Below are 24,575 nucleotides of genomic sequence, written 5' to 3'. Positions count from 1 at the left end.
ACACCACCAGGACCACGGCCGCGATGTCGAGCAGCCCCGCGCCGACGGCGGAGGCGGCCGGGGAGTTCGGCCACGCCGCCGACCAGTCGGTGACCCTCTACCGCATGGTCACCGTGGCTCGGCGGGCACCAGCACGCCCAGCACCGCCTGGCCGTCCGGGGCCACGGCGTACATCGGCAGCTTCCACTGCTCGACGGGCAGCGCGGGCGACGCCGGCTCGGCCCACGGGCCGGGCAGGAACAGGGAGCGCCCGGCCCGGCTCCGGGTGGCCGACACCACCAGGTCCGTGGCGGCCAGCTCCGCCCGGGCGGCCCTCAGCCGGGCCGGCTTCCAGCCCGTCCAGCGGGCCGTGTTCCGGTCGGTCGGGTCGGGCATCGCGAGCAGCGCCAGGTAGAGGACGGCCGCGTCCGCGCCGAGCCCGTACTCCCCGGACACCTCCGCCACCAGCTCCGGGACGCTGCGGCCCGGGTCCTGCGGCCACCAGGTGCCCTCCCCGTCCACCGACCCCGCCACCGGAGCCCCCGGGTCGGCGAGCAGCGCGGCGAAGACCGGGTCGTGGACCAGGCGCAGCGCCGTCTCCGTCGCGGAGGGCAGCTGGCCGGTGCCGCGCAGCAGCGGCAGGTACGGGTCGGACCCGGTCGAGTCGAGCAGCGCGGTGCGCAGCGCGGGCAGCGGCCGGTCGTCCTGCGTGGCCAGCACCACCGCGCCGTACCGCTCGTACCCCTCCCCGGTCTCGGTCGGGGTGCCGGCCGCCGTGCGGAACTCGGGCAGGTGCAGGTAGTGGCCCACGCTCAGCAGCAGTTCGGGCGAGGCCAGCCGCTGCCGTACGGCCGTCAGCGCGGGCGGCAGGCAGGACCGTACGGGGTGCCCGGCGGGCAGCCGGTGCGCGAGCCAGGCCGCGAAGCCCACCGCGCTCGTGAGCACCCCGGCGTCGAAGGGGCGCGCCCCCGCCACCACCGGCTCGGCGCGGTCCCCCTTGACGGCCCAGGCGGTGTCGGCGGACAGCACCGGGGAGGCCGCGGCGTCCAGCAGCGCGGGCAGCGCGTGGTGCGCGGCCCAGCTCGCGCGCACCCCCTTGCCGGCCTCGGCGAGCAGCCACTCGGGTACCGGCGTACGGCGTCCCGCGCGCCGGATCCACACCCGCGCGGCGGCCTCCGCGTCGGGCCCGTCCGTCCACAGCCGCGCCGGGTCGGCGGGCAGCAGCGCCGCGACCAGTTCGCGCCGGACGGCCGGGGTGAGCTCGCGGAGCCCGTCGCGGGCGTGCGCGGCCTCGGTGGCCTTGACGCCGAGGAGCGTGCGCGTCTCGGCGGGCAGGAAGCCGCGTTCGTACGTCTCCAGGTGCGGCAGGCCCGCGACCACCAGCGCGGCCGTGGCGGCCGACACCCCGGTCAGCCGGCCGAACTCCGCCGCGGCCTCGGGGAACCACGGCGCGGGTCCGCGTGCGCCGGCCTCCTTGAGAAACGCCTCCAGCCAGCCGGCCCCCCGCTCGGGGTCGCCGACGGTGGCCGCCGGGCCGACGCCGGTGTAGGGCGCGGGCACCGCGAAGGCGCCGGCCGGGTCGTGCAGCAGGGCGGCGAACTCCCGCCCGCGCGGGTCCTCCCTGACCTGTTCGTCGAGGACGAGCAGGGCTCCGCCGCCGAGCGGCAGCACCGCGCGGTGGCTGCCGCCCTTGCCCCGCTCCCGGCCGTCGGCGCCCAGCAGCCGGCCGGTGTCGATCCGCACCGTCAGCCGCCGCCAGTGCGCGGCGGAGGCCGCGGCCGAGGCCAGGCCCAGGCCGTCCACCTCGGACAGCGCCCGGAGCAGGGCGGCCCGCTGCTCCCCGGTGGCTCCCGTGGCGCCCGCGACCGCGCGGTAGGCGACGGCGGCGGGCGCCTCCAGGAACAGCCCCGCCCAGGGCAGCGAGGACGCGGCCAGCTTCGGCACGTCCACGTGCAGCCGGCCCGGCACCGCCTCGGCGGCGGTGTCGGCGGCGGCCGTCCGCATCCCGCGCAGCAGGGCGAAGGTCGCGGAGGCCTCCCCGCCGTAGTAGCGGTGGTACGGGACGCCCGTCAGCCCGTGCAGGGCGGCGGCGAGCAGCTGGTCGGCGGGCCCGCGGTCCACGGGCTGCTTCGGCCGGGCGGCGCGGCCGGCCAGCGACTGCGCCACCCGGGCCAGGGCCTTGCGCTGGACCAGCGCGGCGCGGACCGCGTCGGCCACCCCGCCGATCAGCGCGGGTGCGCTGACCGCGGGCAGGGCCTCGCGGACCAGCGCGGGCAGTTCCTCGCGCTTCTCGGCCTCGGCGGCCGCCTTGAGCAGTGCTCCGGCGGTCGCCGCGTCCAGGGAGCGGAGCGCCCGCGAGCCCTCGGGGTCGCGGGGGCGCAGGCAGTACCAGTAGGGGAGCGGCGGGAGTTCGGCCTCGCCGGCCGCCTGCGGGCCGCCGTGGTGGTGGGCGGTGGTCCGGGCGGTGACGGCCCCTTCGGGGTCGCTGAGGGCGAGGGTCCGCCAGTCGTTCGTCAGGGCGCGGGGCCGCTCGTCACCGGGCAGCCGGACGGCCGCGTGCGGCCGGGCGCCGCCCTCGGGGACGCCGACCCGGACGCCGGCCGGGTCCCGGCCCTCCCAGCCGTGGCCGGGGACGCGTACGGCGCGCCAGCCCAGGAGTCCGCCTGCGGGGGCGCCCAGCACCGAGTCCGCCACGGCCGGGGCGGGCCGCAGCCAGTTCTGGCCGACGTCGTCGGGCAGGGTGGTGCCCTGCGGGTGGCCGTGCAGGGCGTCGGCGAGGAAGGCGGGCGTCGAACGCCGGCCGGTGGCGCCGGTGGCCGGGTCGTACTCGGCCCAGCCGTGGTCGCCGTCGTGGCCGGACTCCCACGCCCAGTACGAGGTCCCGTCGCAGATGACGGGCCGCTCGGCCGGGATCCGGCTGTCGCCGCGGTGCAGGACGCCGTGGCCGGTGGTGCGGCCGCCGCCGGGCAGCGGCAGGCCGGTGTGCCCGGAGCGCATCGACCAGTAGGTGGCCGAGGAGTCCAGGGTGAGGACCTCGTCGGGGGCGCTGAGCCAGTAGCCCTCGACGGGGCCGTTGTAGGTGGCCCAGAAGACGAGCAGGTCCCCGTCGGTGTAGTGGAATCCGAGCTGCCGGTTGTTGCCGGAGGGGACCCGCAGGTCGTGCGTGACGAGCGTGGAGTCGGCGTCGATGACGCGGACCTGAGTGGAGTTGGCGACGATGACCTGCGGCCAGGCGTCCATGACGGTGAGGTGGCCCCGGCCCCGGCCGGGCGTCAGCTCGCGGACGGCGCTCTCCCAGGCGGGCCAGACCAGTTCCTCGAACAGGCCGCCGCGCAGGGTGCGGGCGAGGACCTCGTCCAGGTCGGCGGCCGCGGCCTCGGCCACCTCCTTCGGGGCCAGGGCCAGGGCCTCGGAGGGCAGCCAGGTCAGCCGGCGGATCGCCTCGGGCAGGTCGGGCAGGGCCGTCGCCGTGGACGCGGCGGCCACCTCGCGGACCCAGTCGGCGAGCAGCGGGGCGCTGCCGGGGGTGACGGCGAGCCGGCGCACGGTCTCGCGGCCCCCCGACATGTGGCCGTTGCACCGGTCGAGGGTGCGCAGGAACGCCGGGCGCATCCGTACGTCGGCGCACAGGGCCCGCAGGTCGCGGGGGTTCTCCGAGCTGTGCCAGGCCTCCAGGCCCAGGACGGCGTGGGAACCGTCCGCGGGGGCGGCGACGGGCAGGTCCAGGGAGAGCAGCAGGTCGAGCAGGTTGACGTCCTGGAGGCCGAGGCGCAGGCCCTGCTCGCGGCCGGGCAGGGCGAGTTCGGCGCGCAGCGGGCCGGCGCAGCGGGTGACGAGCTCCAGCAGGGCCGGGAGGGCGGGCGGGGTGCCCCAGCCCGCCTGCCGGGCGGTGTGGAAGCGCTCCAGCCAGCCGGCGGTGCCGTCGGGGGAGCGCTGCTCCCCGGGCAGGGTGGCGTCGGTCAGTCCGGCGGTGGCACCGGACTCCTCCAGCACCTCCAGCCACATCGCGGCCAGTTCGCCCGCCTCGCCGGTACCGCCGGGCACCATGCCGAGCAGGGTGCCCCGTACCGACGGCACCCGCCGGGCCAGTGCGACGAGCGCGGTGCGGTGGGACTTCCACCAGCCGGCGGCCGCCCGCAGGGTGGCGGGCAGCGGCAGCAGTTCGGCCAGGTACTCCTGCTCGGGCACGCCTCCGGTCAGCCCGGCCGCGCGGGCGAGCCGGCGCAGCTCGGTCGTGGCCTGCGCGGACGGCGGGAGCCCGCCCGCGGTGCGGCGTACGCACAGGCGGCGGAAGCGGCTGAAGGCCTCGGCGGGGGAGACCCGCCGGGCGAGCTCCTTGCCGTAGCCGGTGAGCACCTTCACCGGCAGGGCGCCGGCCAGGGCGAACTCCAGGAAGACGGCGTCGAGCCGGTCCTCGTCGACGGCCAGGCCGTAGCGGGCCTCGGCGGCGCGGGCCCGGCCGAAGAGCTGGGCGGCGTACGTGGTGTTCTCGACGGCGAGGAAGACGCGCGCGGCCTGCTCCTGGAAGACGGGCAGGAAGTGCGGGAGGGAGGCGGCGAGCCGCTCGGAGATCTCGGTGCAGGCGTCGAGGGCGGCCTTGGGCTTGGTCTTCGCCTGCCGGGCGAGCCGGTCCAGTTCGGGGACCAGGGCGAGGGCGTGGTGGCCGTCCTCGGGGTGGTGCACCAGCACCCACTCGGGGAAGCCGAGCGCCTGCCGTCGGCCGAGGCCCACGACGGCGGGCGCGCCCTCCGGCACGAGGCCCAGGAAGCCGGCCGCGAGGTCCTCGGCGGCGCCCAGTTCGGCCGCGGCGAGCCGGACGACGACCCGCTCGTCGCCGAGCGTCGGGTGGCGGTACGCCCGGGCGGTCAGCGGGACGGCCCCGGGGCCCGCGTCGGCGGTGCCGGCGGGCAGGACCGCGCCGGCGGCGAGGAGTCCGGCGCTCGCGGTGCGGGCGCCGGCGGCGTCCGCGTCCGTCCCGGCCGTTACGTCGGTGGTCTCGGTGCTCATGCGTTCCCGCCCTCCTCGATCTTGCGCCCGGCGTACAGCGCCGCGGCCATCCGCATCCCCTCGGACCAGGCCACCGGTCCGACCTCGCCGAGCCGTACGGCCCGGCCCTCCTCGTCGTGCCAGCTCAGGGCGCCGGTCTCCGACTCGTCCTCCCAGTAGGGTTCGCCGATCCACACGGCCGCCTCCAGCGTCCGGCCGCCGTCGCGTACCCGGCCGGTGGCGTAGCCGCCGGAGACGCGGTAGCCGAGGCCGGTGGCGCGGGCCGCGAGGCTGAAGCGGGAGGGGAACTTCCCGCCCGCGTAGTCCCGTACCTCGGTGGCGGAGTCCTTGAGGTCCCCGGGCCGGGTCCAGGTCGCCCGGTGGATCTGCTCCACGCGCTGGGTGATGTCCAGCTCGGCCGCGAACTCCCGTACGTCGTCCAGGTCGGGGAGCAGCACCGGGTGCGGCAGGGTCACCGTGCGCGGGGAGAGGCGTACGGTCTCGCCGTCGAGGTTGACCACCTTGAGCTCGCCGGCGTCGGTGGCGTCGCGCAGGAAGCCCGCCTCGTCGGGGTCGGTGTCGCCGACGACGGCCAGGTCGCGCAGGGCGGACCGCCAGGCCTCGTCGCGCCAGACCCGGGCCAGGAGGGCGGTGGGCACCGGCAGCGAGGAGACCATCCAGGCGTCCACCTGGGCCACGCAGGCGGCCTCGTGCCGGTCGAGCCATTCGGCGAGCCGGCGCAGCCGGTCCACCTCGGGATGGTCGCGCAGCGCCTTGGGGACCGCCTTCAACTGCCGCCCCGCGGGCCGTCGTACCGCGACCCGCCCCTCCACGAGGGAGACCTCGTACCCCTCGTCCAACGCCAGCCAAGCCATCAGCCGTGCCCCTCCGCCTGTCCGAAAAACGTCTTGCGCAGCCCGAAGGAAGGCTCCAACACCTGCTGGGCTGCGGTATGTCGGGAGACTAGCGAGCCCCACTGACAACGCCGTCGGACGGGCGCCCGCGGCTGCGGAAACACCGCTGCCCCCGGTCCGTGGGACCGGGGGCAGCGGTGGGGACGTCCGGGGAACGGGCCCGGGGCGTACGGGGATCAGCGGGCGGCGGCGGCCTCTGCGGCCTTCTCCGGGGCGGTGTCCCGCGCGGTGCCCGGGGCGGCCGCCTGGACGACGCGCGGGCCGTGGCCGGAGCGCAGGCCCAGCCAGCTGATGAGCGCGACCAGCGCGAACGCGGCGGCGCCGATCCAGAAGGTGAGGGTGAATCCGGACTCGGCCGGCAGCGGCGGAACCCCCTGGGGGAGGTGCTCGATCGTCTTGGACGCCAGGATCGTGGTGACGATGGCGCTGCCGATCGCGCTGCCGGTGGAGCGGGAGATGGAGTTGATGCCGTTGGCGATGCCGCTCTGGTGGTGCGGGACGCTGGACATGATCACGGCGGGCATGGCGGCGTAGCCGAAGCTGACGGCCGCGCCGACGACGACGCCCGCGCCGATGACGGAGGCGGTGTGGCCGTGGTCGAGTGCCAGCCATCCGAAGCCGGCCGCGCCGAGGGCGGCGGCGACGGCGAGGGCCAGGCGCGGCCCGCGGTGGCGCACCAGCTGGCCGCCGACGGGGGAGGCGAGCAGGGAGACGATGGCGCCCGGCAGCAGGAACTGGACGGAGGCGCGCAGGATGGAGGCGTCGAAGCCGTAGCCGGTGAGCTTCTGCGGCATCTGGACGAGGTAGGAGACGCCGAGGAAGTTCGCGAACATGCCGAACCCGACGAGGATGCCGGCCAGGTTGGCCATCAGCACCGGGCGGTGGACGAACATCTTCATGTCGACGAGGGGCTCGGCGACCTTGCGCTCGACCAGCACCCAGACGGCGGTCATGACGGCGGCGCCGGCGAAGCTGCCCAGGGTGCGGGCGGAGGACCAGCCCCACTCGTGGCCCTGCGAGATGGGCAGCAGGAGCAGCAGCAGGGCGATGCCCAGGGTGAGCGCGCCGAGGAAGTCGGTGCGGCCGCCGGTCTTGTGGCGGGTCGCGGGGACCAGGAAGAGGACGGCGAGCAGGGCCAGCGCGGCGAAGCCGGTGGCCATCCAGAAGGCGTTGCGGTAGTCGGCGTCCGCGCCCGAGGTCAGCAGGCCGGTGGCGACCAGCGCCAGGCCGCTGCCGAACGCGAGGGTGCCGCTGACCAGCGCCATCGCGCCGGGGAGCTTCTGCGGACGGACCTCTTCGCGCAGGACGGACAGGGCCAGCGGGAAGATCGCGGTGGCGGAGCCCTGGAGCACCCGGCCCAGGATCAGCAGCGGAAGCGAGGTGGCGAGCGCCGCGACCACGGAACCCGCGACCATCACGCCGAGGACGGCCACCAGGGTGGGCTTCTTGCCGTGCTGGTCGCCGAAGCGGCCGAGCAGCGGGGTGAAGACGGCGGCGGACAGCAGGGTGGCGGTGGTCACCCAGCTGACGTTGGCGGTGGAGGTGCCGAGGTCGTTGCGGATCAGGCCCAGGATCGGGACGGGCAGGGTCTGCATCATCGACACGACCATGGCGGCGAGGCTCAGGGCGAAGACGATGACCGTCTCGTTGCCCTTCTTGCCCTCTGTGGGGATGGATGCGGCGGAGCTCATGGCTGCGGGGACCTTCTCAGTGCTTCGGGGTCCTGCGTCGGGTTGTTTGAGGACGCAGATGTTTTATGTCATCAAGTACTTCTCCGAAGGTAGCCAGAGATATTTAAGGTGGTCAAGTAAAAGGTTGATAATGTCAACGATCCTCGCGTAGGGTCCCGGGCATGAGCACCACCGCGATCCACCGCCCCGCCAAGCTCGAGCTGCTGGAACTGCTCGCCGCGATCGGCACCGCGCAGTGGCGGGACTTCGCCGCCGCGGCCGCCCGGTACGGGCTGACCTCCACCCAGGCCAAGGTCCTCGCCCAGCTCCAGGGCCCCGTGCCGATGCGCGGCCTGGCCTCCCTGCTGGCCTGCGACGCCTCGAACGTCACCGGGATCGTCGACCGGCTGGAGGCGCGCGGGCTGGTGCGGCGCGAGCCCGAGCCGAGGGACCGCCGGGTCAAGAACGTCGTCGCCACCGAGGAGGGCCGCGAGACCATGCGGCGGGTGCGCGAGGAGATGCAGGCCACGCACGGCGCGCTGGACACGCTGGACGAGGCGGAGAGCGCGACGCTCTACGCCCTGCTGGAGCGCCTGCGCCCGACGCTGGAGCGCGGCCCGCAGGGCTGAAGGGCCGGTCGCGCGCGGCGGAGCCGGAAGGTCAGTCCCGCGCGACGGACTCCACGGCCGAGTCCAGGGCGGCCGTCAGGCGGCCCAGGCGCTCCTGGAGCTCGCGGATCTCGCCGAGCTCGAACCCGGTGGCCCGCGCGATCCGGCGCGGCACCTCCACCGCCCGCTCCCGCAGGGCCGCGCCCTCGTCCGTGAGCACCGCGTGCACGGACCGCTCGTCCTCGGTGCTGCGCTCGCGGCGGATCAGGCCCGCCGCCTCCAGCCGCTTGAGCAGGGGGGAGAGCGTGCCCGAGTCCAGCCGCAGGTGCCGGCCCAGCTCCTTGACCGGCATCGTGCCGTGCTCCCAGAGCACCAGCATCACCAGGTACTGGGGATACGTGAGCTCCAGGTCCTTCAGGATGACCCGGTAGAGGCCGCCGAAGGCGCGGTTCGCGGCGCCCAGGGCGAAGCAGATCTGCCCGTCGAGGCGCAGGAAGTCCTGGTCGCGGAGGGTGTCGCCGGGCTGCTCGGTCATACCGGCCAGTCTACCCGAGCCGACTTGCGAGCCATTGAGTTGTGCACAACTGAATTGTGTGCTCTATTTGTGGTCGAGGGCCGGCCCCACCGGCCGCCCCGCCCCCCGCGAAAGGACCTCCCGATGGACGCGCTGTACACCGCCGTCGCCACCGCCAACGGCCGTGAGGGCCGCGCCGTCAGCTCCGACGGCCAGATCGACCTCGCGCTCGCCATGCCCCCGGCGCTCGGCGGCAACGGTCAGGGCACCAACCCCGAGCAGCTCTTCGCCGCCGGCTACGCCGCCTGCTTCGCCAGCGCGCTCGGCCTCGTCGGCCGCCAGGCCAAGATCGACACCGGCGACATCTCCGTCACCGCCGAGACCTCCATCGGCCAGGACGCGAGCGGCTTCGGCCTCGCCGTGACCCTGCGCATCGAGCTGCCGGAGTCCCTGGAGGGGGAGACCGGCGCCCTGCTCGTCAAGCAGGCCCACGAAGTGTGCCCCTACTCCAAGGCCACCCGCGGCAACATCCCCGTCGAGCTCGTCATCGAGTAGCGGGCGGGCCGACGGACGGGGCTCCCGCCGCTCAGGCGGTGCGCCGCGCGGCCACCACCGCGCAGGCCACCGCCAGCGGCAGCTCCGCCCCCGCCGCCAGCAGCAGCGCCAGGCCCTGACCGTCCGTCCCCATCGAGGTGGTGACGTCGAACCAGGCGTCCATCGCCAGCAGCGCCGCCGTCGCCGCCGCCACCGGGGCGACCCGGGGATCGCCCTGGCGCAGCAGCAGCCCCGTCCCGGTCAGCCCGAGGGCCAGCATCGCGTCGAGGCCCATCCAGGCGGCGGACCAGTTGGACACCTCCGCCGTCGCCGGCATCGTCTTCGCCAGCACCGCCATCCACGGCAGCAGCGCCATCCCGCACCCGGTGAAGACCGTCGCGAGGCGGGGGATACGGCCCGCCCACCCGGACCGCACCCGCCCGGCCGGCGTGCGCCGTGCGGCGGCGCCGCGTCGGGGCTGGAACTGCGGGGCGGCGATGGCCATGGCTGCGGGTCTCCCTCCGGGCCGGCGGTCCGTCCGCCGGGCACACCACCACTGTGTCCGCCCGCGCGCCCGCGATCAGTAGCCCCACCGTCCGAACCGGGGGTGGTGCCAGCTACACCCCCGGGCGGGCACCAGGGTGGTGGCGGCCACCCTGACCTGTGCGATTACCGTACGGGTATGGCAACTCGGGGCGCCCTGAAGCGCTCGTACACCTGGATCACGGCGCACGCCCCGTGGTCGGCCTGGGCCTGGCGCAACACGGTCTTCAGCACCGCGGCGATCCCGCCCGCGCTCCCGCTGGCCACCGCCCTCGTCCTGCTGACCACGGCCCCCGGCGGCAGCGGCCTCCCGCTCCTGCTCGTCCTGCTGCTCACCCCCCTGCTCACCAGGCTCCAGCGCAGCCGCTTCCGGGCGCTGCTCGGCCTCGACGTGCCGCCCGTCGTCCACACCCACCCCCGGCGCACCGTGCGCGGCCTGACGGAGCGCCTGCGCTCCGAGGCGATCCGGCGCCAGTACGCCTACCACCTCGTCGTCAGCCCGCTCGCCGCCCTCGGGGCCGCCCTCGTCGTACTCGCCTGGGCCGGCGGTCTCGCCGGAGCCTCCGCCTACGCCTGGGTCTGGGTGATCCCCTCCGACGGCGCCCTCCCCGAGGCCGGCTGGACCCGCCAGTACGACCTCCTCACCGTCGGCGGCGCCGTCGCGCTGCTCGCCGCGCCCTGGCTGGCCGCCGCCCTCACCCGGCTCGACGCCCTCGCCGCCGCCTCCCTCCTCGGTCCCAACCGGGCCCGCGAACTCCAGCGCCGCGTCGAGGACCTCGCCGAGAGCCGCGCCGGGGTGCTCGACGCCGCCGACATCGAACGCCGCCGCATCGAACGCGACCTCCACGACGGCGCCCAACAGCGCCTCGTCTCCCTCGCGATGAACCTCGGCATCGCCCGCGCCACCCTCCCCGGCCTCCCGCCCGAGGCCAAGGCCGTCATCGACGAGGCCCACCGCGAGGCGAAGGAGGCCATCGAGGAACTCAGCAACCTGGTACGGGGCCTGCACCCGGCCGTCCTGGAGGACCGCGGGCTCGACGCAGCCCTCTCCGGGATCGCGGCCCGTGCCCCGCTGCCCGTCGAACTCACCGTGGACCTCGCCGAACGCCCCGGCCCCACCGTCGAGGCCGTCGCCTACTTCGTCGTCTCCGAGGCCCTCGCCAACGTCGCCAAACACGCCCGCGCCCGCCGCTGTTCGGTCACCGTCGCCCGCGTCCCGGGCGGCCCCCGCGGCGACCTGCTGCGCGTCGTCGTCACCGACGACGGGATCGGCGGCGCGGACCCGGCCGGCGGCACCGGTCTGACCGGCCTGCGCAAACGCGTAGGGTCGGTCGACGGAACCATTCTGATCAACAGCCCCCGAGGGGGCCCGACCGTCGTCACCGTGGAGCTGCCGTGCGGGCTGTGATCGCCGAGGACTCCGTCCTCCTGCGCATAGGTCTTGTCAAAGTCCTGGAAATGGCCGGATTCGAGGTGGCCGCCGAGACCGGCGACGCCGAGGGCCTGCTCGCCGCCGTCGAGGAGCACCGGCCCGACCTCGCCCTCGTCGACGTCCGGATGCCGCCCGGCTTCACCGACGAGGGCGTCCGGGCCGCCCTGATGATCCGCAGTCAGAGCCCGGGCACGGCCGTGCTGCTGCTCTCCCAGTTCGTGGAGGAGCGCTACGCCGCCGACCTGCTGTCCACCCAGAGCGGCGCGGGCATCGGCTACCTGCTCAAGCAGCGCGTCGCCGACGTCGAGGAGTTCATCGACGCCCTGCGCCGCGTCGCGGCGGGCGGCACCGCCCTCGACCCGCAGGTCGTCGCCCAGCTGCTGCTGCGCCGCGGCGGCCCCGACCCGCTGGAGCGGCTCACCCCGCGCGAGCGCGAGGTCCTCGCCCTGATGGCGGAGGGCCGCTCCAACGCCGGGATCGCGGAGGGACTCGTCGTGAGCGAGAGCGCGGTGGCCAAGCACATCAACAACATCTTCACCAAGCTCGACCTGCCCCCGGCCGCCGAGGCGCACCGCCGCGTCCTCGCGGTCCTGAGGTTCCTGGACGGCGCCTCGTGAACAGCCCCGGCGACGCCGGCGGGGCTGCCGGCGGCCCGGTCGCGGCCGGCCCGCGCGGCCCGCGCCTGGCCTGGTACACGGCCGCCGCGCTGAGCGCCGTCCTCGTGGTGGCGGCGGCCGGCTGGCAGGTGCGGGCGAGCGCCGCCGCGCACACCGCCACCGTGACCGGCGGCAGCGCCGGACGGACCGTGAGCGCGGTGGAGGTCGTCGGCGGCGAGGCCAATGTGACGATCACCCCGCGCGGGGACGGGGCCGTCGACTACGGGGCCCGCCTGACCTGGTCGTTCAGGAAGCCGGACGTGGAGGAGAGCTGGCTCGGCGACACCCTGAAGCTGACCCCCCGCTGCCCCGGCGACGAGCTCGGGGTCTCCGGCGACGTCGGCTGCGCGGTCAGCCTCGCGGTGACCGTCCCCACCGGGATCCCGGTCAGGGTCTCCGGCGGCTCCGGCCGGGTCACCGTCAGCGGCCTCGCCGGCACCGTCGACGCCGACATGGGCTCGGGCTCCCTGGTTCTGGCCGATCTGCGGGGCTCCCTGCGGGCGCGGGTCGGCTCCGGGACGCTGCGCGCCACCGGCCTCGCCGGCCTCCAGGCCGACGTCCGCGCCGACTCGGGGCACGCGGAGGTGGCCTTCGCGGCCCCGCCGGACCGGGTCACCGGCCGCGTCGGCTCCGGCCGTCTGGAGATCACCCTCCCCTCGGCCACCCGCTACCGCGTCACCTGCCGGGCGGGCGCGGGCCGTTGCGAGGCCGAGGACGCCCTGCGCGACCCCGTGGCCACCCGCACCCTGGACCTGGAGGCGGAGGCCGGCCACGCCAGCGTGGCCTCCCGCACCGCCGCCCGCTGAGCGGCGCCGGTCAGACGACGTGCCGGCCGCCGTCGACCGTGAGCACGTCCCCGGTGGTGTAGGCGGCGTTCACCAGGTACAGCGTCGCCTCCGCCACGTCCTGCGGGGTCCCCACCCGGCGCAGCGGGGTGTTCTCGGTGATCCACTCGCGGGAGCTCTCCCAGACCTCCTCCGCCCCTTCGTACCAGGGGGTGTCGATCAGCCCGGGCGCCACCGCGTTGACCCGGACCGAGGGGCCCAGCTGCGAGGCGAGCAGCCGGGTCATGTGGTTGACGGCGGCCTTGCTCACGGCGTACGGGACCGAACTCCCCAGGGCCCGGGTCGCGGACACGGAGGAGATGTTGACGACGGACCCCGCGCCGGACGCGCGCAGGTGCGGGACGGCCGCGGTGATCATCTGCCAGGCCCCGACCACGTTCACGTCGAAGATCTCCCGCCACGCCCGGGCGTCCGCCGCCTCCAGGTCGTCGAGCGGGATGAAGCGGGTGACGCCCGCGTTGTTGACCAGGACGTCCAGCCGTCCGTAGGCGTCTATCGCCGTCCGCACGATCCGCCGGGCGTCCTCGGCGTCGGAGACGTCCCCCTGTACGTAGACGGCGTCGGGGAGCCGGGCCGCGAGTTCCCGGCCGGCCTCCGCGCTGCGGGCGGAGTTGACGACCACGCGGATCCCCTCGGCGGCCAGCCGCTCGGCGACGGCCGCCCCGATCCCCGAGGAGGAACCGGTGACCAGGGCGACGCGACTCTCACTCATCTCTGCTGTCCTCCAGCTGTCGGTGCGCGGTGCCGGGCCGCACCGCGGAGCCAACCTATCGCATGGTGGAAGAAGTTTTCCGTAATATGGAGTTCGCTGCCGTGCTCAGCGCCGCTCCAGCAGCCCCCGCACGTACGCCGCCTGGCCCGCGTGCTGGAGGTCGTCGGCCAGCACGCTGACGAGCCGGACCCCCAGGGTGACCGGGGGGTCCCAGCGCTCGTCGACGATCCGCTCCAGGTCGGCGGCGGCCAGGCCGCGGACGTAGCGCAGGGACTGCTCGTGCACGGCGTCGTAGTAGTCCAGGAGCAGTCCGGCCGAGTCGACGCGGACGCTCCCGGCCTGCTCCGCCGTGTGGCCGTAGCCGTGGTCGCCGACGGGCAGCGGCAGGGCGAACCGGTCGGCCCAGCCGCCGGACCGCCAGACCTGCTCCCGCCCGGCCACTCCCGCCACGTGGTCGTCCTGGATCCGGGTCAGGTGCCACACCAGCCAGGCGATCGAGTTGGCCTCCGGGTCGAGCCGGGCGTTGAGCAGGTCGGCCCCGAGACCGCCGACCGCCTCGTGGACCACCTCCCGGATCCGCCCGAAGCCGTCCGCGAGTACGTCCGTCGCCTTCATGTGTGCCGTCCCCAACCGTGTTCGTCCGTGCCGGTCCGCTGCCGGGAACCACCATGCAGGGCCCCGCCCGGCCGGGCGGGGCGACACTCCGCCGGCGCTCCGTCAGCGGCGGCGGGCGCGGCGCAGCAGGATCCCGCCGGCCGCCCCCAGCAGGGCGATGCCCGCCACCCCGGCCGTCGTCCACCAGCCCGTGCCGGTGCCGCCGGGGGCCGGGTCGGCCGAGGCGGTGGAGGCGGGAGGGACGGTCGAGGCCGGCGGGGCCGCGGCGGCGACGGGAGCCGGGGCGGCGGGGGAGGCCGGGGCGGGGGAGGAGCCCGCGGGCGCCGGGTCGGTCACCGGGACGCCGATCTCCTTGCGGGCGCGGCCGAGCGAGGGGAAGCCGGCCTCGACGGTGACCGTCCAGGTCCCGGCCGGGAGCGCCTCGGCGGTGGTCCAGCCGGCGGCGCGGCCCGGGTCGCGCACCAGCTTCCACGGCCCCTCGGTGCGGGTGCCGTCGGCGCTGACGGCGTTCACGGTGGCGGCCACGGCCTCCTCGACGGCGTCCCCGTCGTTCTCCCAGGTGACGTCGGCGGTCACGTGACCGGTCCGCTCCCCGGTGATCACCACGTTCAGGGTGTCCCCGTGGGCCTGGGCGGGTTCGGCCAGGACGACGCCCAGGGCGGTGAGCGTCAGGGCGGCGAGGGCCGACGCGGACAGGGCCGGCGCGGACAGGGGAAGCGGGGCGGCGCGTCGGACGCGGGCCGGCGCGGTGCTCGGAGTGCTCACGGTGCTCCAGATGAGGTGGAGTGCGGGAGGGGGAGGTCGAAGGGGCGGGCGGCCCTAGGGGAGTAGGGCCGCCCGCCGGTCACGCGGGGTCAGGCGGCCTTGCGGGCCGTCCAGACCTGCGCCGGACGTCCGTCCGCGCGCTGCAGTTCGAGCAGCCAGTCCCCGTAGTAGGGCCGGTTGCTCATCGCCAGGGCGAAGCCGCCGCTGGGGTCGGAGACGGTCACCGCGCCGTCGCGCGCGGAGACCTTCCACTGCTGGGCGGCCGAGCCTCCGCAGGGCTGCTGCGCGATCCACATCCCCGCGGCCGGGGCGCCGCCGGGCTGGAGGCACTTGCCGGAGACCGCAGAGCGGATCCGCACGAGGCCGTCGCCGGCGTCGTTGAAGTACCACTGCTGCTGCGCGTAGCCGTTGGACCGGCCGCCGACGAGCACGGTGCCGTCGGCGGTGCGCCCGCCCCACAGCTCGGCGGCCATGCCGCTGCTGCCGTTGCCGAGCACGTAGCGGGTGCCCGGGGTGGTGGCGCCGCCGCCGGCGTCGGTGGTGCGGAAGGAGGCGGCCCTGCCGGGGCCGCTGTCGCGGCCGGAGGCGTCACGGACCGAGACGGCGGCCGTGTACGCGGTGCCGGGACGGAGGTTGTAGACGCGCAGGGAGGTGGACTGGACCCAGGTCAGGTGCTTGTCGTCGAGCAGCACCTGGTACCAGACGGCGCCCTCGGCCTTGGGCCAGCTCAGCACCACCGAGTCCGCCTGGATCTGGCCGGCCGTCACCGTCGGGGCCCCCGAGGGCTTCTTGGTGGGGGTCGGAGTCGGCTTCGGGGAGGGGTTCGGATTCGGGTTCGGGTCGGTGCCGCCCCCGCCCTCCGTGCGCATCAGGAACTGGTTGTCGGCGATGTTCCAGTGCGTGGCCAGGTAACTCCCGGCCTTCGGGCTGGTGTGGAAGTAGTCGTCGTGGTTGCAGTCGAGGATGTTCTCCTTCGCCTGGTTGTTGCAGACGTAGCGCATCTGCGGGTAGTACGGGGTGTCCGAGTAGCACATGACGTCGTACTCGTCGGTGCAGTGGGCGCCCCGGCTGGTGTTGGGCGCGCTGTTGTTGACCGCGCCCAGGTTGTGGCCGAGTTCGTGCGCGGCGGTGTGGCCGCCCCAGCAGCCGGAGTCGGTACGGCCGTAGGAGGGGCCGAAGTTGCTCAGGTTGTCCTGGCCGTGGCGCTCGTCGCCGTTGAAGGTGCCGATGCCGCAGTAGACCTGGGTGTCCGCGAAGATCATGTACTTGCGGTCGCGGCGGTTGAGCCCCTTGCCGGCCAGCGCGTTGTTCGTGGCGCTGAACTCGGCGAGGGCGGAGTCCGGGAGCTCGATGTTCAGCACCGAGGGGGTGCAGTCGGCGGCCGTCACGTAGCGGATGTGGCGGATGCCGCCGGTCTCCTTGGCGCTGGCCGCGTAGATCATGTCGGCGTCGACGGCCCACTTGCGGAACGAGGCCGCGTACTCGGCGTACCGGTCGCGGCCGGGGCCGTGCGCGTACACGACCTGGACGCGGTTGCCGGTGCTGCCGTCGCCGTCGCACTGGACCGTCTGTCCGGCCGGACCGGCGGCGACCGCCTGGCCGCCGGCGGGCGGCGCCGGGGCCTTCGCGCTCGCCGCGAGGCCGCGGGCGTCGGCGGCGGGCGCGTCCTGAGGACGCCCGCCGCCGTCGGTGGCGGCCGGGTCGGCGGAGGCGGGGGCGGCCGGATCGGCCGCCGCGGCCTTGGACTTGACCACGGGCTGCACGTCGGCCTTGATGTCGACGTCCTTGGGCGGAGCGTCGGGGCCGTGGGTGCAGAGCCCGGCCTCCGTGCGGTAGACGCCGGCGCAGCGGTCACCCTTCGGGGCCGTGTCGAGGCCGTCGTAGACCATGCCCTTGGCGTCCTCGTTCGCGGGCTTCTTCGCGAGCGGGGCCGGCTCCTCGTCCCGGGCCGGCGCGGCGGCCGGTTCGGCGACGGCGGCCGGGGCTCCGGCCAGTGCGGGCGTGCCCGCCTCGGCGCCGGGGGCGAGACGGGAGTAGGCGAGACCGCCCGCGAGCAGCGCCGCCGACGCCGCCGCGGCGGTCAGGAGTATCAGCTTGCGCGGCGTGCGGCGTTGGTCGGCCCGGCGGCGCCGGCCCTTGGGTCGTGCTGTCATGCGCACCTCAAGTCCTGGTCAGGGGAGTGGGTGCGCTGAAGCGTGCCAGATGAGCGCCGTGGAGAATTCGGACAAACGGGAGTCGGGCCCGAGAAATCTATCCGTTACCTTCGGGCCTGATTTGATGAACTGTCAATTCCCTTGAAAATAAGGGGAGTTACGCGCGTTGCACAGTAAAGGTCCAGGCCATTAAAGCGAGGTCGTTATCAAATCGAGATAAGAGGCGGAACCTTGTTGACGGCAATTCAGTCAGGTATTCATTCAAAAACTACCTGCCGAATTCCCCCCGTCACTGGCCGTGGGTGCCCAGGCCGCCCGGCGGTGCGGCGCCGGCTTGGGCACCCGTACGGACTACCGGGCGGCGTCCCGTTCCCAGAGGTAGAACCGCTGGGCCATCGCGTCCTTGGGGCCCCGCCAGGTCTCCGGGTCGTGCGGGCTGACGTACGCCTGGAGCCGGTCGCTCAGATCACGGAACTCCGGGTGGCCGATGACCTTGGCGATGGCCGGCCCGGGATCCGAGTCGCACTCGACGAGGTGCATGTACACCTCCCCGAACTGGAAGAGGCTGCGCCGCCGCACCCCGACCAGGTGCGGCAGCTCCCCGGCGTCCGAGGCGGCGAACAGGCCGGCGATGTCGGGCGCGGAACCGGGAGCCATCCGGGCCACGATGAGGGCTTGGTGCATCGGGAGTCGCCTTTCGGGTGGGGCGGGGGAGGGCGGGGGGCTCAACGGCGGCCCGACGGGGAGGCGGCCTTCGCCCGCTGGGCGCGCTCGATCTTGTCGCGGATCAGCTCCATCTGGATCTTGGAGTTGTGGTTGATGCGGTCGGTCATCCCGGCGTCGTCGATCGGCGCCTCCGGCTTCATCGCGAAGTCCTGGACCCACCGCATCCGGGTGCCGCCCGGCACCTCGCCGTACTCCCAGTGGATGTTCATGTGCGCGAACGGGCCGGTCTCCACCCGGCGCGCCTTCACCGTGAGCCCCGCGCGGTCCACCGTCCGCTCCGAGACCCAGCTCCACACCACGCCGTTCTCGTCCGGGTGCATCGCCAGGCGGAACCGGGTGGTGTTCCCGGCCTGCTCCAGGATCTCGATCGAGGCGTACTCGCTGAACAGCTCCGGCCAGTTCGGCAGGTCGTTCGTGACGTCCCAGACGAGGTCCACGGGCGCCTTGACGGTGATCTCGTTGTCGGTGTGGCCGGGCATCTCAGGCTCCTGTCATGAGGCTGTTGTTGACGAGGTCGACGAACTCGCGCGGGCTCTTGCAGCGGTCGGCGTCGGTGGGCAGCGACCGGCCGCGCCGGTTCTCCAGCTCGCCCACGATGCCGAGCAGGCCCAGCGAGTCCAGGCCGTAGTCGTCGAACCGCGAGTCCGGACGGCTCGTCAGCTCGGCGGGGTCGACGGTGATGCCGGCGGTCTTCATGAGCGTCGCCAGCTCTTCCATGGTCAGTCGGTCGGACATCGTGCCTTCTCTCTCCTGCTTCCCGGGGGCCGGCCGCTCGCGCGCGCGGCCCTGACGAACGGGGTGGGGATCACTGCGCGCGGGACTCGGGTCCCGCGCGCAGGACGAGGGCCGCGTTCGACCCCATCCGGCCGCGGCTCAGGACGAGCGCGGTCCGCAGGGGGGCGACGCGGGCGCTGCCGGTGACCACGTCCAGGTCGTGGCAGACGTCGAAGACGTTCGGCGTCGGCGGCACGACCCCGTGCTCCAGCGCCAGGACGGCGGTGGCCGTGTCGAGGGTCCCGGCCGCGCAGTACGCCCGCCCGATACCGGTCTTGGGCGCCGTCACGGGCACCCTCGACGCGTGCGCGCCGAGCGCCGTCCGCAGCGCCGCCGCCTCGGCCGCGTCCGCCTCGGGCGTGCCCAGGGCGTCCGCGAAGACCACGTCCACCTCCTCCGGCGCGCACCCCGCCTCGCGCAGGGCGCCGAGGACGGCGTGCGCCAGCCCCTCGGAGTCGGCCGTCCGGCCGGGCGGGGTGAAGGTGGCGCAGTGCCCGGCCAGCAGGGCCCGTACGGGCGCGCCCCGCCGCGCGGCCTCGGCCGCGTCCTCGACGGTGAACATGGCGCCGCCCTCCGCCGGGACGAACCCGCAGGCCTTCGCGGTGAAGGGCCGGTAGGCGCGCTCCGGGTCGTCCCCGGTGCTCAGCCCCTCGTAACCGACCTGGCAGACCACCGAGTACGGGGCCAGCGGGGCCTCCGTCGCGCCGACGAGCATCGCCCGGCTGCCCTGCCGGATCGCCCGGCCGGCATGCGCGAAGGCGTCCAGCCCGCCCGCCTCGTCGCTGCACACCACCCCGCACGGGCCCTTGAACCCGCGCCGGATGGAGACCTGGCCGGTGCTGGCCGCGTAGAACCAGGCGATCGACTGGTACGGGCCGACGTAGCGGGGGCCCTGCCCCCACAGCCGCTGGAGCTCGCGCTGCCCGAACTCGCCGCCGCCCGAGCCCGCCGCCGTCACCACGCCCACCGCGTACGGGTCGTCCGCGTAGTCGGCGCGGCCCAGCCGGGCGTGCTCCAGCGCGAGGTCGGCCGCGGCCAGCGCGTAGTGGCTGAAGCGGTCCGTCTGGACGAGGAACCGGTCCTCCACCAGCGAGCCCGGGTCGAAACCCCGCACCTCGCCCGCCACCCGCACCGGCAGGTGCTCGCACCCCTGCCGGGTCACCCGGTCCAGCACGCTGTCGCCGGCCTGGGTCGCCTTCCAGAAGGCCTCCGCGCCGATCCCGTTCGGCGCGACCACCCCGATACCGGTGACGGCGGCCACGGGGCCGGCAGTACGGCTCTTCACGCGCGTACCTCCTTGGGCTGGGTCAGGACCACGGCCGACTGGAAGCCGCCGAAGCCGCTCCCCACCGACAGCACGTTGCGCAGCGTGTGCCCGCGCGCGGTGCGCGGCACGTAGTCCAGATCGCATTCCGGGTCGGGCGTCTCGTAGTTCGCGGTGGGCGGGACCACGTGATGGGTCATCGCCAGGACGCAGGCCGCGAGTTCGATCGCCCCGATGGCGCCGAGCGAGTGCCCCACCATCGACTTGATGGAGGTCATCGGCGTCTTGTAGGCGTGGTCCCCGAGCACCCGCTTCACGGCCGCCGTCTCGTGGCGGTCGTTCTGCTTGGTGCCGGAGCCGTGCGCGTTGACGTAGTCGATCTCCCGGGCGTCGACCCGGGCCTGGGCCAGGGCCGTCTCGATCGCCCGGGCCATCTCCAGGCCCTCGGGGGTCAGCCCGGTCATGTGGTGGGCGTTGCCGAAGGTCGCGTACCCGCCGATCTCGCAGTAGATCCGCGCCCCGCGGGCCCGCGCCCGCTCCAGCTCCTCCAGGACCAGCACGGCCCCGCCCTCGCCGAGGACGAAACCGTCCCGGTCGGCGTCGAAGGGCCGGGAGGCGTGCGCCGGGTCGTCGTTGTTCGCCGAGGTCGCCTTGATGGCGTCGAAGCAGGCCACGGTGATGGGGGAGACCGGCGAGTCGGAGGCGCCCGCGATGCAGACGTCCATCCGGCCCTCCTGGATGGAGTGCACCGCGTACCCGACGGCGTCGAGCCCGGAGGTGCAGCCGGTGGAGACGGTCTGTACGGGACCGCGCGCCCCCGTCTGCTCCGCCACCGCCGAGGCGAGGGTGGCGGGGGTGAAGGCCCGGTGCAGGAAGGGGGAGGAGAGGCGGTGGTCCACGTCCCACCACGCGCCCCGCTGGCTGACGTCGACGTAGTCGTGCTCCAGCCGGGTGGTGCCGCCGACCGCCGTGCCCAGGGACACGCCGGTGCGCCAGGCGCTCTCGCCGTCGAGGTCCAGGCCGGAGTCGGCCACCGCCTCGCGGGCCGCGACCAGCGCGAACTGGATGTACCGGTCCGCGCGGGCCGCCTCGTCCTCGGTGAAACCGTGCTCGGAGGGGTCGAAGTCGACCTCGGCGGCTATCCGGGAGCGGAACCCGTCCGGGTCGAAGAGGGTGATGCCCCTGGTCGCCGTACGGCCGTTGGACAGCAGGTCCCAGAAGGCGGGGGCGCCGATGCCGCCGGGGGCCACCACCCCCACCCCCGTCACGGCCACCCGCCGGCGGGTCACGAGACCGCTCCCGTGCGCTCCGGCGGCCGCTCCGCCCAGGCCGTGGCGTCCGGGTTCGGGGCCTCCTCGGTGTCCACGTGCCCGAGCTTCGGATCCGGGGCGAGGGGACCGAGGTGGAAGACCATCCGGGCCTCGGTGCCGCCGACGTTGCGGAACCGGTGGCGCACGTTCAGCGGGACCAGCAGGCCCTGGTCGGTGCGCAGCGGGTGGGCCTCCCCGTCGAGGTCGACCTCCAGCGTGCCCGCGACCACGTACACGAACTCCTCGGAGTACGGGTGGTAGTGCTCGGCGATCGACTCGCCCGGCGCCATCACCGCCAGGCCCATGAACCCGCTGGTCGAGCCCACCGAGGTCGGGGTGAGGACGGCGCGCAGGTCACCGCCGCGCCTGCGGTTGGGCTGGGTCTCGCTGAGGTCGACGATGCACGGGTGATGTTTGGTCACGGCGGACTTCCTCCTGGCGGACGGGAGCCCTGTCACGGGCTGCCGGTGGGGGTGGGGTGGCTCGGGGGCGGGCACCCGCGGGGGTGGCGCCGCCCGTCCGGATCAGGACTGCGCCGGAGCCCGACGGTCGGTGATCAGGTCCATGGGGTGCGGGGCCTGCGGGGCGCCGGCCAGCAGCCGGTCCAGTACCGCCGCGTCGCGCGGGCCGTCCATGCCGAAGCCGCCCGCGAAGCGGCCGTCGGCCGGCCCGCTGACGTCGAGCAGGCGGACCACGACGTCGTCCCGCTGGAAGATGCTGCTGCTCAGCACGGGACTGGTGGGGATCTTCGAGGCCCTCTCGTCCTGCCGGGCGAGGAACCGGGCGACGAGCGGGCCGCAGCCGGGCTTGGCCGGGTAGAACAGCGCGTGCCGGGTGATCCGGTCCGGCTGCGGGCCGTGCTCGGCGACGTGGTGGACGGCCGGGAGGCCCGCGCGCATGAAGAACATCCGGGCGGACTCCGGGTCGGAGAGGTTCCGGTCCTGCTCCAGGTAGGGGTTGATGGCGTGCTCCACGGCCCGCACCTCGGGCTGCTCCGACACGTGCCGCAGCGCCGCCGTCAGGTCGCCCTGCACCTCCACGGCCCGCACCACCCGGTTGCCGTGCATGAACAGCGAGGTGCGCAGCAGCCGGGTGTGGTCGTCGACGTGGGCGGCGGGGGAGGAGTACGAGGACAGGAGCTCGGCGACCTTCCCCTCGCTCCCCGGCTTCACCGTGAAGGTCAGCGCGTGCCGGACGACGCCCTCGCCGAGCCGGGGCCCCTCCTGCAGCCGCGCCCCGAAGCCCGCCTGCGGGGCGTCGTAGCGCCGGCCGGTCTCGCGCAGCACCGTGAACTTCAGCGGGCGCATCGAGCGGGCACAGGCGCCCAGCGGCTTGACCTGTTCGGCGTGCGCCTCGCTGTTGACCCAGGCGAGGTACTGCGGCGCGCTCTCCCACTCGCTGGTGATCAGCCACTGCGAGGGGTTCTCGAAGGACTGGCACAGCTGGTCGCCGAGGTGGCCGGGGACCGAGGCGATGTCGTGGCGGAGCCGCTCGTAGGCCTCGAAGAACCGCTGCTGGGTGCCCTCGTGGAGGTCCATCAGCAGGACGACCCGGAGCATGGAGCCGTCGAACGCGGACTGCGACACCCGTTCGGACAGGGTGGTTGTCATCTGTTCACTCCTTCGTGAGGGCGCGGACGCCGGCGCGTTCGCGCCCTCCTGCGTCATGCGGCGGCAACTGCCCGGCTGCGCGGGGCCCCGTGGTCCGCGGCCGGCGGACGCGGGCGGTCCTGGCCGAGAGGGGGCGCCGCTGTCGCTCATCGTCATCCGCCCGGGTACGGATCGCGACATCTCCGGATCAAGCGGGTGACAAGACGCGACTCGCCCGGGCAGGAGAGCTGATCGGGGGCATAAGCCGTCCACTGTCCTTCCACAGCCCCCACACGAATCAGGAGCACGCAGCCGATGGAAGAGCATGCCGATGTCCGCGTACCGGTCCTCGTCGTGGGCGGTTCCCTCGTGGGCCTCTCCACCTCGCTGTTCCTGAGCCGCCACGGCATCAGGCACATGGTGGTCGAGAAGCACGCCGGAACCTCCGTCCACCCGCGCGGCCGGGGGATCAACGCCCGCACGATGGAGCTGTTCCGTACGGCGGGGGTCGAACCCGCCATCCGCAAGGAGGCCTCCGCCCTGGAGGCCAACCAGGGCATCCTGCAGACGCAGGCCCTCATCGGCGGCGAGCACAAGTGGCTCATCAAGGCCGTCGACCCCTCCGGGGCGCTCGCCCGCTTCAGCCCCACCGGCTGGTGCCTGTGCAGCCAGAACAACATCGAGCCGGTGCTGGCCGAGCAGAGCCGCGCCCAGGGCGCCGACGTGCGCTTCGCCACCGAACTCATGACCTTCGACCAGGACGCCGACGGCGTCAGCGCCCTGGTGAAGGACCGGGACACCGGTGAACACCTCACCGTCCGCGCCGACTACCTGATCGCCGCCGACGGGCCGCGCAGCCCCGTCCGCGAGGCCCTGGGCATCCGCCAGGCGGGCAGCGGCGAGCTCTTCCACAACGTGAGCATCGTCTTCCGCTCCGAGCGGCTCGCCGGCCTCCTGGGCGACCTGCGCTTCATCGTCTGCTACCTGATGCGCCCGGGCGCCGACGGGGCGCTGCTGCCGGTGGACAACGAGACCCAGTGGGTCTTCCACGCCCCCTGGCACCCGGAGACGGGCGAGACCCTGGAGGACTTCACCGAGGAGCGCTGCATCGCCCAGATCCGGGGCGCCATCGGCGTGCCCGACCTGGACGTGGAGATCGGCGGCAAGGCCCCCTGGCACGCCGCCGAGCGGGTCGCCCAGCAGTACTCGGTGGGCCGGGTCTTCGTCGTCGGCGACGCCGCGCACGAGATGTCCCCGACCGGGGCCTTCGGCTCCAACACCGGCATCCAGGACGCGCACAACCTGGCCTGGAAGATCGCCGCGGTGCTCAACGGCTCCGCCGCTCCCGCCCTCCTGCACACCTACGAGGACGAGCGGCGCCCCGTGGCCCTCGCCACGAGCGAGCGCGCCTCCGCCCGTTCGGCCGAACACAGCCACCCCGGGTACGTGCCCCCGCCCACCATGGGCGGCGGCCCCGGCAGCGGGGTCCTCACCACCGCCATGGGCTACTGCTACCCCGGGGGCGCCTTCCTCGGCGGGGACCCGGACCGGCCGGTCATTCCCGAGACCATGCGCCTCAAGGGCGACGTCGGCACCCGCGCCCCGCACCTGTGGGTGACGCGGGCGGGCAGGCGGATCTCCCTGCTGGACCTGTACGAGACCTCGTTCGTGCTGCTCGCCGGCCAGGACACGCCCTGGAAGGAGGCGGCCGGCCACGTGGCGCGGGAGCTGGGCGCGCGCCTGGACGCCTACACCGTCGGCTCCGCGCCCGGGGCGGACCTCGTCCAGCCGGACGGTGCCGACTGGGCGGAGCTGCACGAACTCCCGGCCGGCGGAGCGGTCCTCGTACGCCCGGACGGGTTCGTCGCCTGGCGCGCGGAGGGCCCTGCGGCCGATCCGCGCGGGGCGCTCCTGGACGCGATGACCCGGCTGCTGCGGCGCGCCTGACGGGCGTCCGGCTCAGCGGCAGGCCCAGCACCACGCCCG

At 74.8% G+C, this 24,575-nt stretch carries 22 protein-coding genes; 6 read left to right on the top strand and 16 right to left on the bottom strand.

Going from position 1 to position 24,575, the window contains the following annotated elements; all coding sequences use genetic code 11:
* Positions 1 to 108: 108 nt before the first annotated feature.
* From AB0O29_RS25990 to AB0O29_RS25980, 3 genes are all read right to left on the bottom strand, one after another.
* Entirely contained in the window at positions 109 to 4,986 is a 4,878-nt protein-coding gene (locus AB0O29_RS25990; protein ID WP_365155568.1) for a DNA-binding protein, read from the bottom strand.
* Positions 4,983 to 5,840, bottom strand: coding sequence for a DUF4132 domain-containing protein (locus tag AB0O29_RS25985; RefSeq protein ID WP_365155565.1), 858 nt, complete (start codon positions 5,838 to 5,840; stop codon positions 4,983 to 4,985). The genes AB0O29_RS25990 and AB0O29_RS25985 overlap by 4 nt, the downstream gene beginning before the upstream one ends.
* A 215-nt stretch (positions 5,841 to 6,055) precedes the next feature.
* Positions 6,056 to 7,570 (bottom strand): MFS transporter, encoded by a 1,515-nt coding sequence (locus AB0O29_RS25980; protein ID WP_365155563.1) that lies wholly within the window; start codon positions 7,568 to 7,570, stop codon positions 6,056 to 6,058.
* Positions 7,571 to 7,731: 161 nt separating this feature from the next.
* Between AB0O29_RS25980 and AB0O29_RS25975 the strand changes: the two genes are divergently transcribed.
* The gene (locus AB0O29_RS25975) at positions 7,732 to 8,178 is read left to right on the top strand and encodes a MarR family transcriptional regulator (RefSeq protein ID WP_365155560.1); all 447 of its coding nucleotides are present in this window, start codon (positions 7,732 to 7,734) and stop codon (positions 8,176 to 8,178) included.
* Between the two features lie 31 nt (positions 8,179 to 8,209).
* Here the strand turns inward: AB0O29_RS25975 and AB0O29_RS25970 are convergent, their stop codons facing one another.
* Entirely contained in the window at positions 8,210 to 8,692 is a 483-nt protein-coding gene (locus tag AB0O29_RS25970) for a MarR family transcriptional regulator (RefSeq protein WP_365155557.1), read from the bottom strand.
* Positions 8,693 to 8,815: 123 nt separating this feature from the next.
* On the opposite strand from AB0O29_RS25970, the gene AB0O29_RS25965 reads away from it, so the two are divergent.
* Positions 8,816 to 9,226, top strand: a complete 411-nt coding sequence (locus AB0O29_RS25965; RefSeq protein WP_365155554.1) for an organic hydroperoxide resistance protein — start codon at positions 8,816 to 8,818, stop codon at positions 9,224 to 9,226.
* 31 nt (positions 9,227 to 9,257) lie between these two features.
* Here AB0O29_RS25965 and AB0O29_RS25960 read toward each other — a convergent pair whose 3' ends face one another.
* The gene (locus AB0O29_RS25960) at positions 9,258 to 9,710 is read right to left on the bottom strand and encodes a hypothetical protein (RefSeq protein ID WP_365155551.1); all 453 of its coding nucleotides are present in this window, start codon (positions 9,708 to 9,710) and stop codon (positions 9,258 to 9,260) included.
* Between the two features lie 177 nt (positions 9,711 to 9,887).
* On the opposite strand from AB0O29_RS25960, the gene AB0O29_RS25955 reads away from it, so the two are divergent.
* Genes AB0O29_RS25955 through AB0O29_RS25945 form a run of 3 tightly spaced genes read left to right on the top strand, consistent with a single transcriptional unit; the run spans position 9,888 to position 12,642 of the window.
* Positions 9,888 to 11,156, top strand: a complete 1,269-nt coding sequence (locus tag AB0O29_RS25955; RefSeq protein ID WP_365155548.1) for a sensor histidine kinase — start codon at positions 9,888 to 9,890, stop codon at positions 11,154 to 11,156.
* Entirely contained in the window at positions 11,144 to 11,797 is a 654-nt protein-coding gene (locus tag AB0O29_RS25950; protein ID WP_365155545.1) for a response regulator transcription factor, read from the top strand. The genes AB0O29_RS25955 and AB0O29_RS25950 overlap by 13 nt, the downstream gene beginning before the upstream one ends.
* The gene (locus AB0O29_RS25945) at positions 11,794 to 12,642 is read left to right on the top strand and encodes a hypothetical protein (RefSeq protein ID WP_365155543.1); all 849 of its coding nucleotides are present in this window, start codon (positions 11,794 to 11,796) and stop codon (positions 12,640 to 12,642) included. The genes AB0O29_RS25950 and AB0O29_RS25945 overlap by 4 nt, the downstream gene beginning before the upstream one ends.
* A 10-nt stretch (positions 12,643 to 12,652) precedes the next feature.
* Here AB0O29_RS25945 and AB0O29_RS25940 read toward each other — a convergent pair whose 3' ends face one another.
* From AB0O29_RS25940 to AB0O29_RS25890, 11 genes are all read right to left on the bottom strand, one after another.
* Complete coding sequence (locus AB0O29_RS25940) at positions 12,653 to 13,393, bottom strand: SDR family oxidoreductase (protein WP_365155540.1); 741 nt, start codon at positions 13,391 to 13,393, stop codon at positions 12,653 to 12,655.
* Between the two features lie 105 nt (positions 13,394 to 13,498).
* Positions 13,499 to 14,008: a DUF664 domain-containing protein gene (locus AB0O29_RS25935; protein ID WP_365155537.1), complete on the bottom strand. Its 510-nt coding sequence runs from the start codon at positions 14,006 to 14,008 to the stop codon at positions 13,499 to 13,501.
* A gap of 102 nt (positions 14,009 to 14,110) precedes the next feature.
* Positions 14,111 to 14,773: a hypothetical protein gene (locus tag AB0O29_RS25930; protein WP_365155534.1), complete on the bottom strand. Its 663-nt coding sequence runs from the start codon at positions 14,771 to 14,773 to the stop codon at positions 14,111 to 14,113.
* Positions 14,774 to 14,862: 89 nt separating this feature from the next.
* Positions 14,863 to 16,926: an RICIN domain-containing protein gene (locus AB0O29_RS25925; RefSeq protein WP_365155532.1), complete on the bottom strand. Its 2,064-nt coding sequence runs from the start codon at positions 16,924 to 16,926 to the stop codon at positions 14,863 to 14,865.
* Positions 16,927 to 17,277: 351 nt separating this feature from the next.
* On the bottom strand, positions 17,278 to 17,610 hold the full coding sequence (locus tag AB0O29_RS25920) for a TcmI family type II polyketide cyclase (RefSeq protein WP_365155529.1): 333 nt from the start codon (positions 17,608 to 17,610) through the stop codon (positions 17,278 to 17,280).
* A gap of 41 nt (positions 17,611 to 17,651) precedes the next feature.
* Entirely contained in the window at positions 17,652 to 18,131 is a 480-nt protein-coding gene (locus AB0O29_RS25915; protein ID WP_365155526.1) for an SRPBCC family protein, read from the bottom strand.
* A gap of 1 nt (position 18,132) precedes the next feature.
* Entirely contained in the window at positions 18,133 to 18,387 is a 255-nt protein-coding gene (locus tag AB0O29_RS25910) for an acyl carrier protein (RefSeq protein ID WP_365155523.1), read from the bottom strand.
* Between the two features lie 70 nt (positions 18,388 to 18,457).
* Positions 18,458 to 19,711: a beta-ketoacyl synthase N-terminal-like domain-containing protein gene (locus AB0O29_RS25905; protein ID WP_365155520.1), complete on the bottom strand. Its 1,254-nt coding sequence runs from the start codon at positions 19,709 to 19,711 to the stop codon at positions 18,458 to 18,460.
* Complete coding sequence (locus tag AB0O29_RS25900) at positions 19,708 to 20,979, bottom strand: beta-ketoacyl-[acyl-carrier-protein] synthase family protein (protein ID WP_365155517.1); 1,272 nt, start codon at positions 20,977 to 20,979, stop codon at positions 19,708 to 19,710. Before AB0O29_RS25900 ends, AB0O29_RS25905 begins: the two co-directional genes overlap by 4 nt.
* On the bottom strand, positions 20,976 to 21,422 hold the full coding sequence (locus AB0O29_RS25895; protein ID WP_365155514.1) for a cupin domain-containing protein: 447 nt from the start codon (positions 21,420 to 21,422) through the stop codon (positions 20,976 to 20,978). Before AB0O29_RS25895 ends, AB0O29_RS25900 begins: the two co-directional genes overlap by 4 nt.
* Positions 21,423 to 21,524: 102 nt before the next feature.
* Positions 21,525 to 22,610: a SchA/CurD-like domain-containing protein gene (locus tag AB0O29_RS25890; RefSeq protein ID WP_365155511.1), complete on the bottom strand. Its 1,086-nt coding sequence runs from the start codon at positions 22,608 to 22,610 to the stop codon at positions 21,525 to 21,527.
* 294 nt (positions 22,611 to 22,904) lie between these two features.
* Between AB0O29_RS25890 and AB0O29_RS25885 the strand changes: the two genes are divergently transcribed.
* Positions 22,905 to 24,536, top strand: coding sequence for an FAD-dependent monooxygenase (locus AB0O29_RS25885; protein ID WP_365155509.1), 1,632 nt, complete (start codon positions 22,905 to 22,907; stop codon positions 24,534 to 24,536).
* The last annotated feature ends 39 nt before the right edge of the window (positions 24,537 to 24,575 follow it).

Source organism: Streptomyces sp. NPDC089915, assembly GCF_040684675.1.
Classification (GTDB): domain Bacteria; phylum Actinomycetota; class Actinomycetes; order Streptomycetales; family Streptomycetaceae; genus Streptomyces.
The sequence above is the reverse complement of the archived record's forward strand: the minus strand, read 5'-3'. Positions and strand labels throughout refer to the sequence as shown.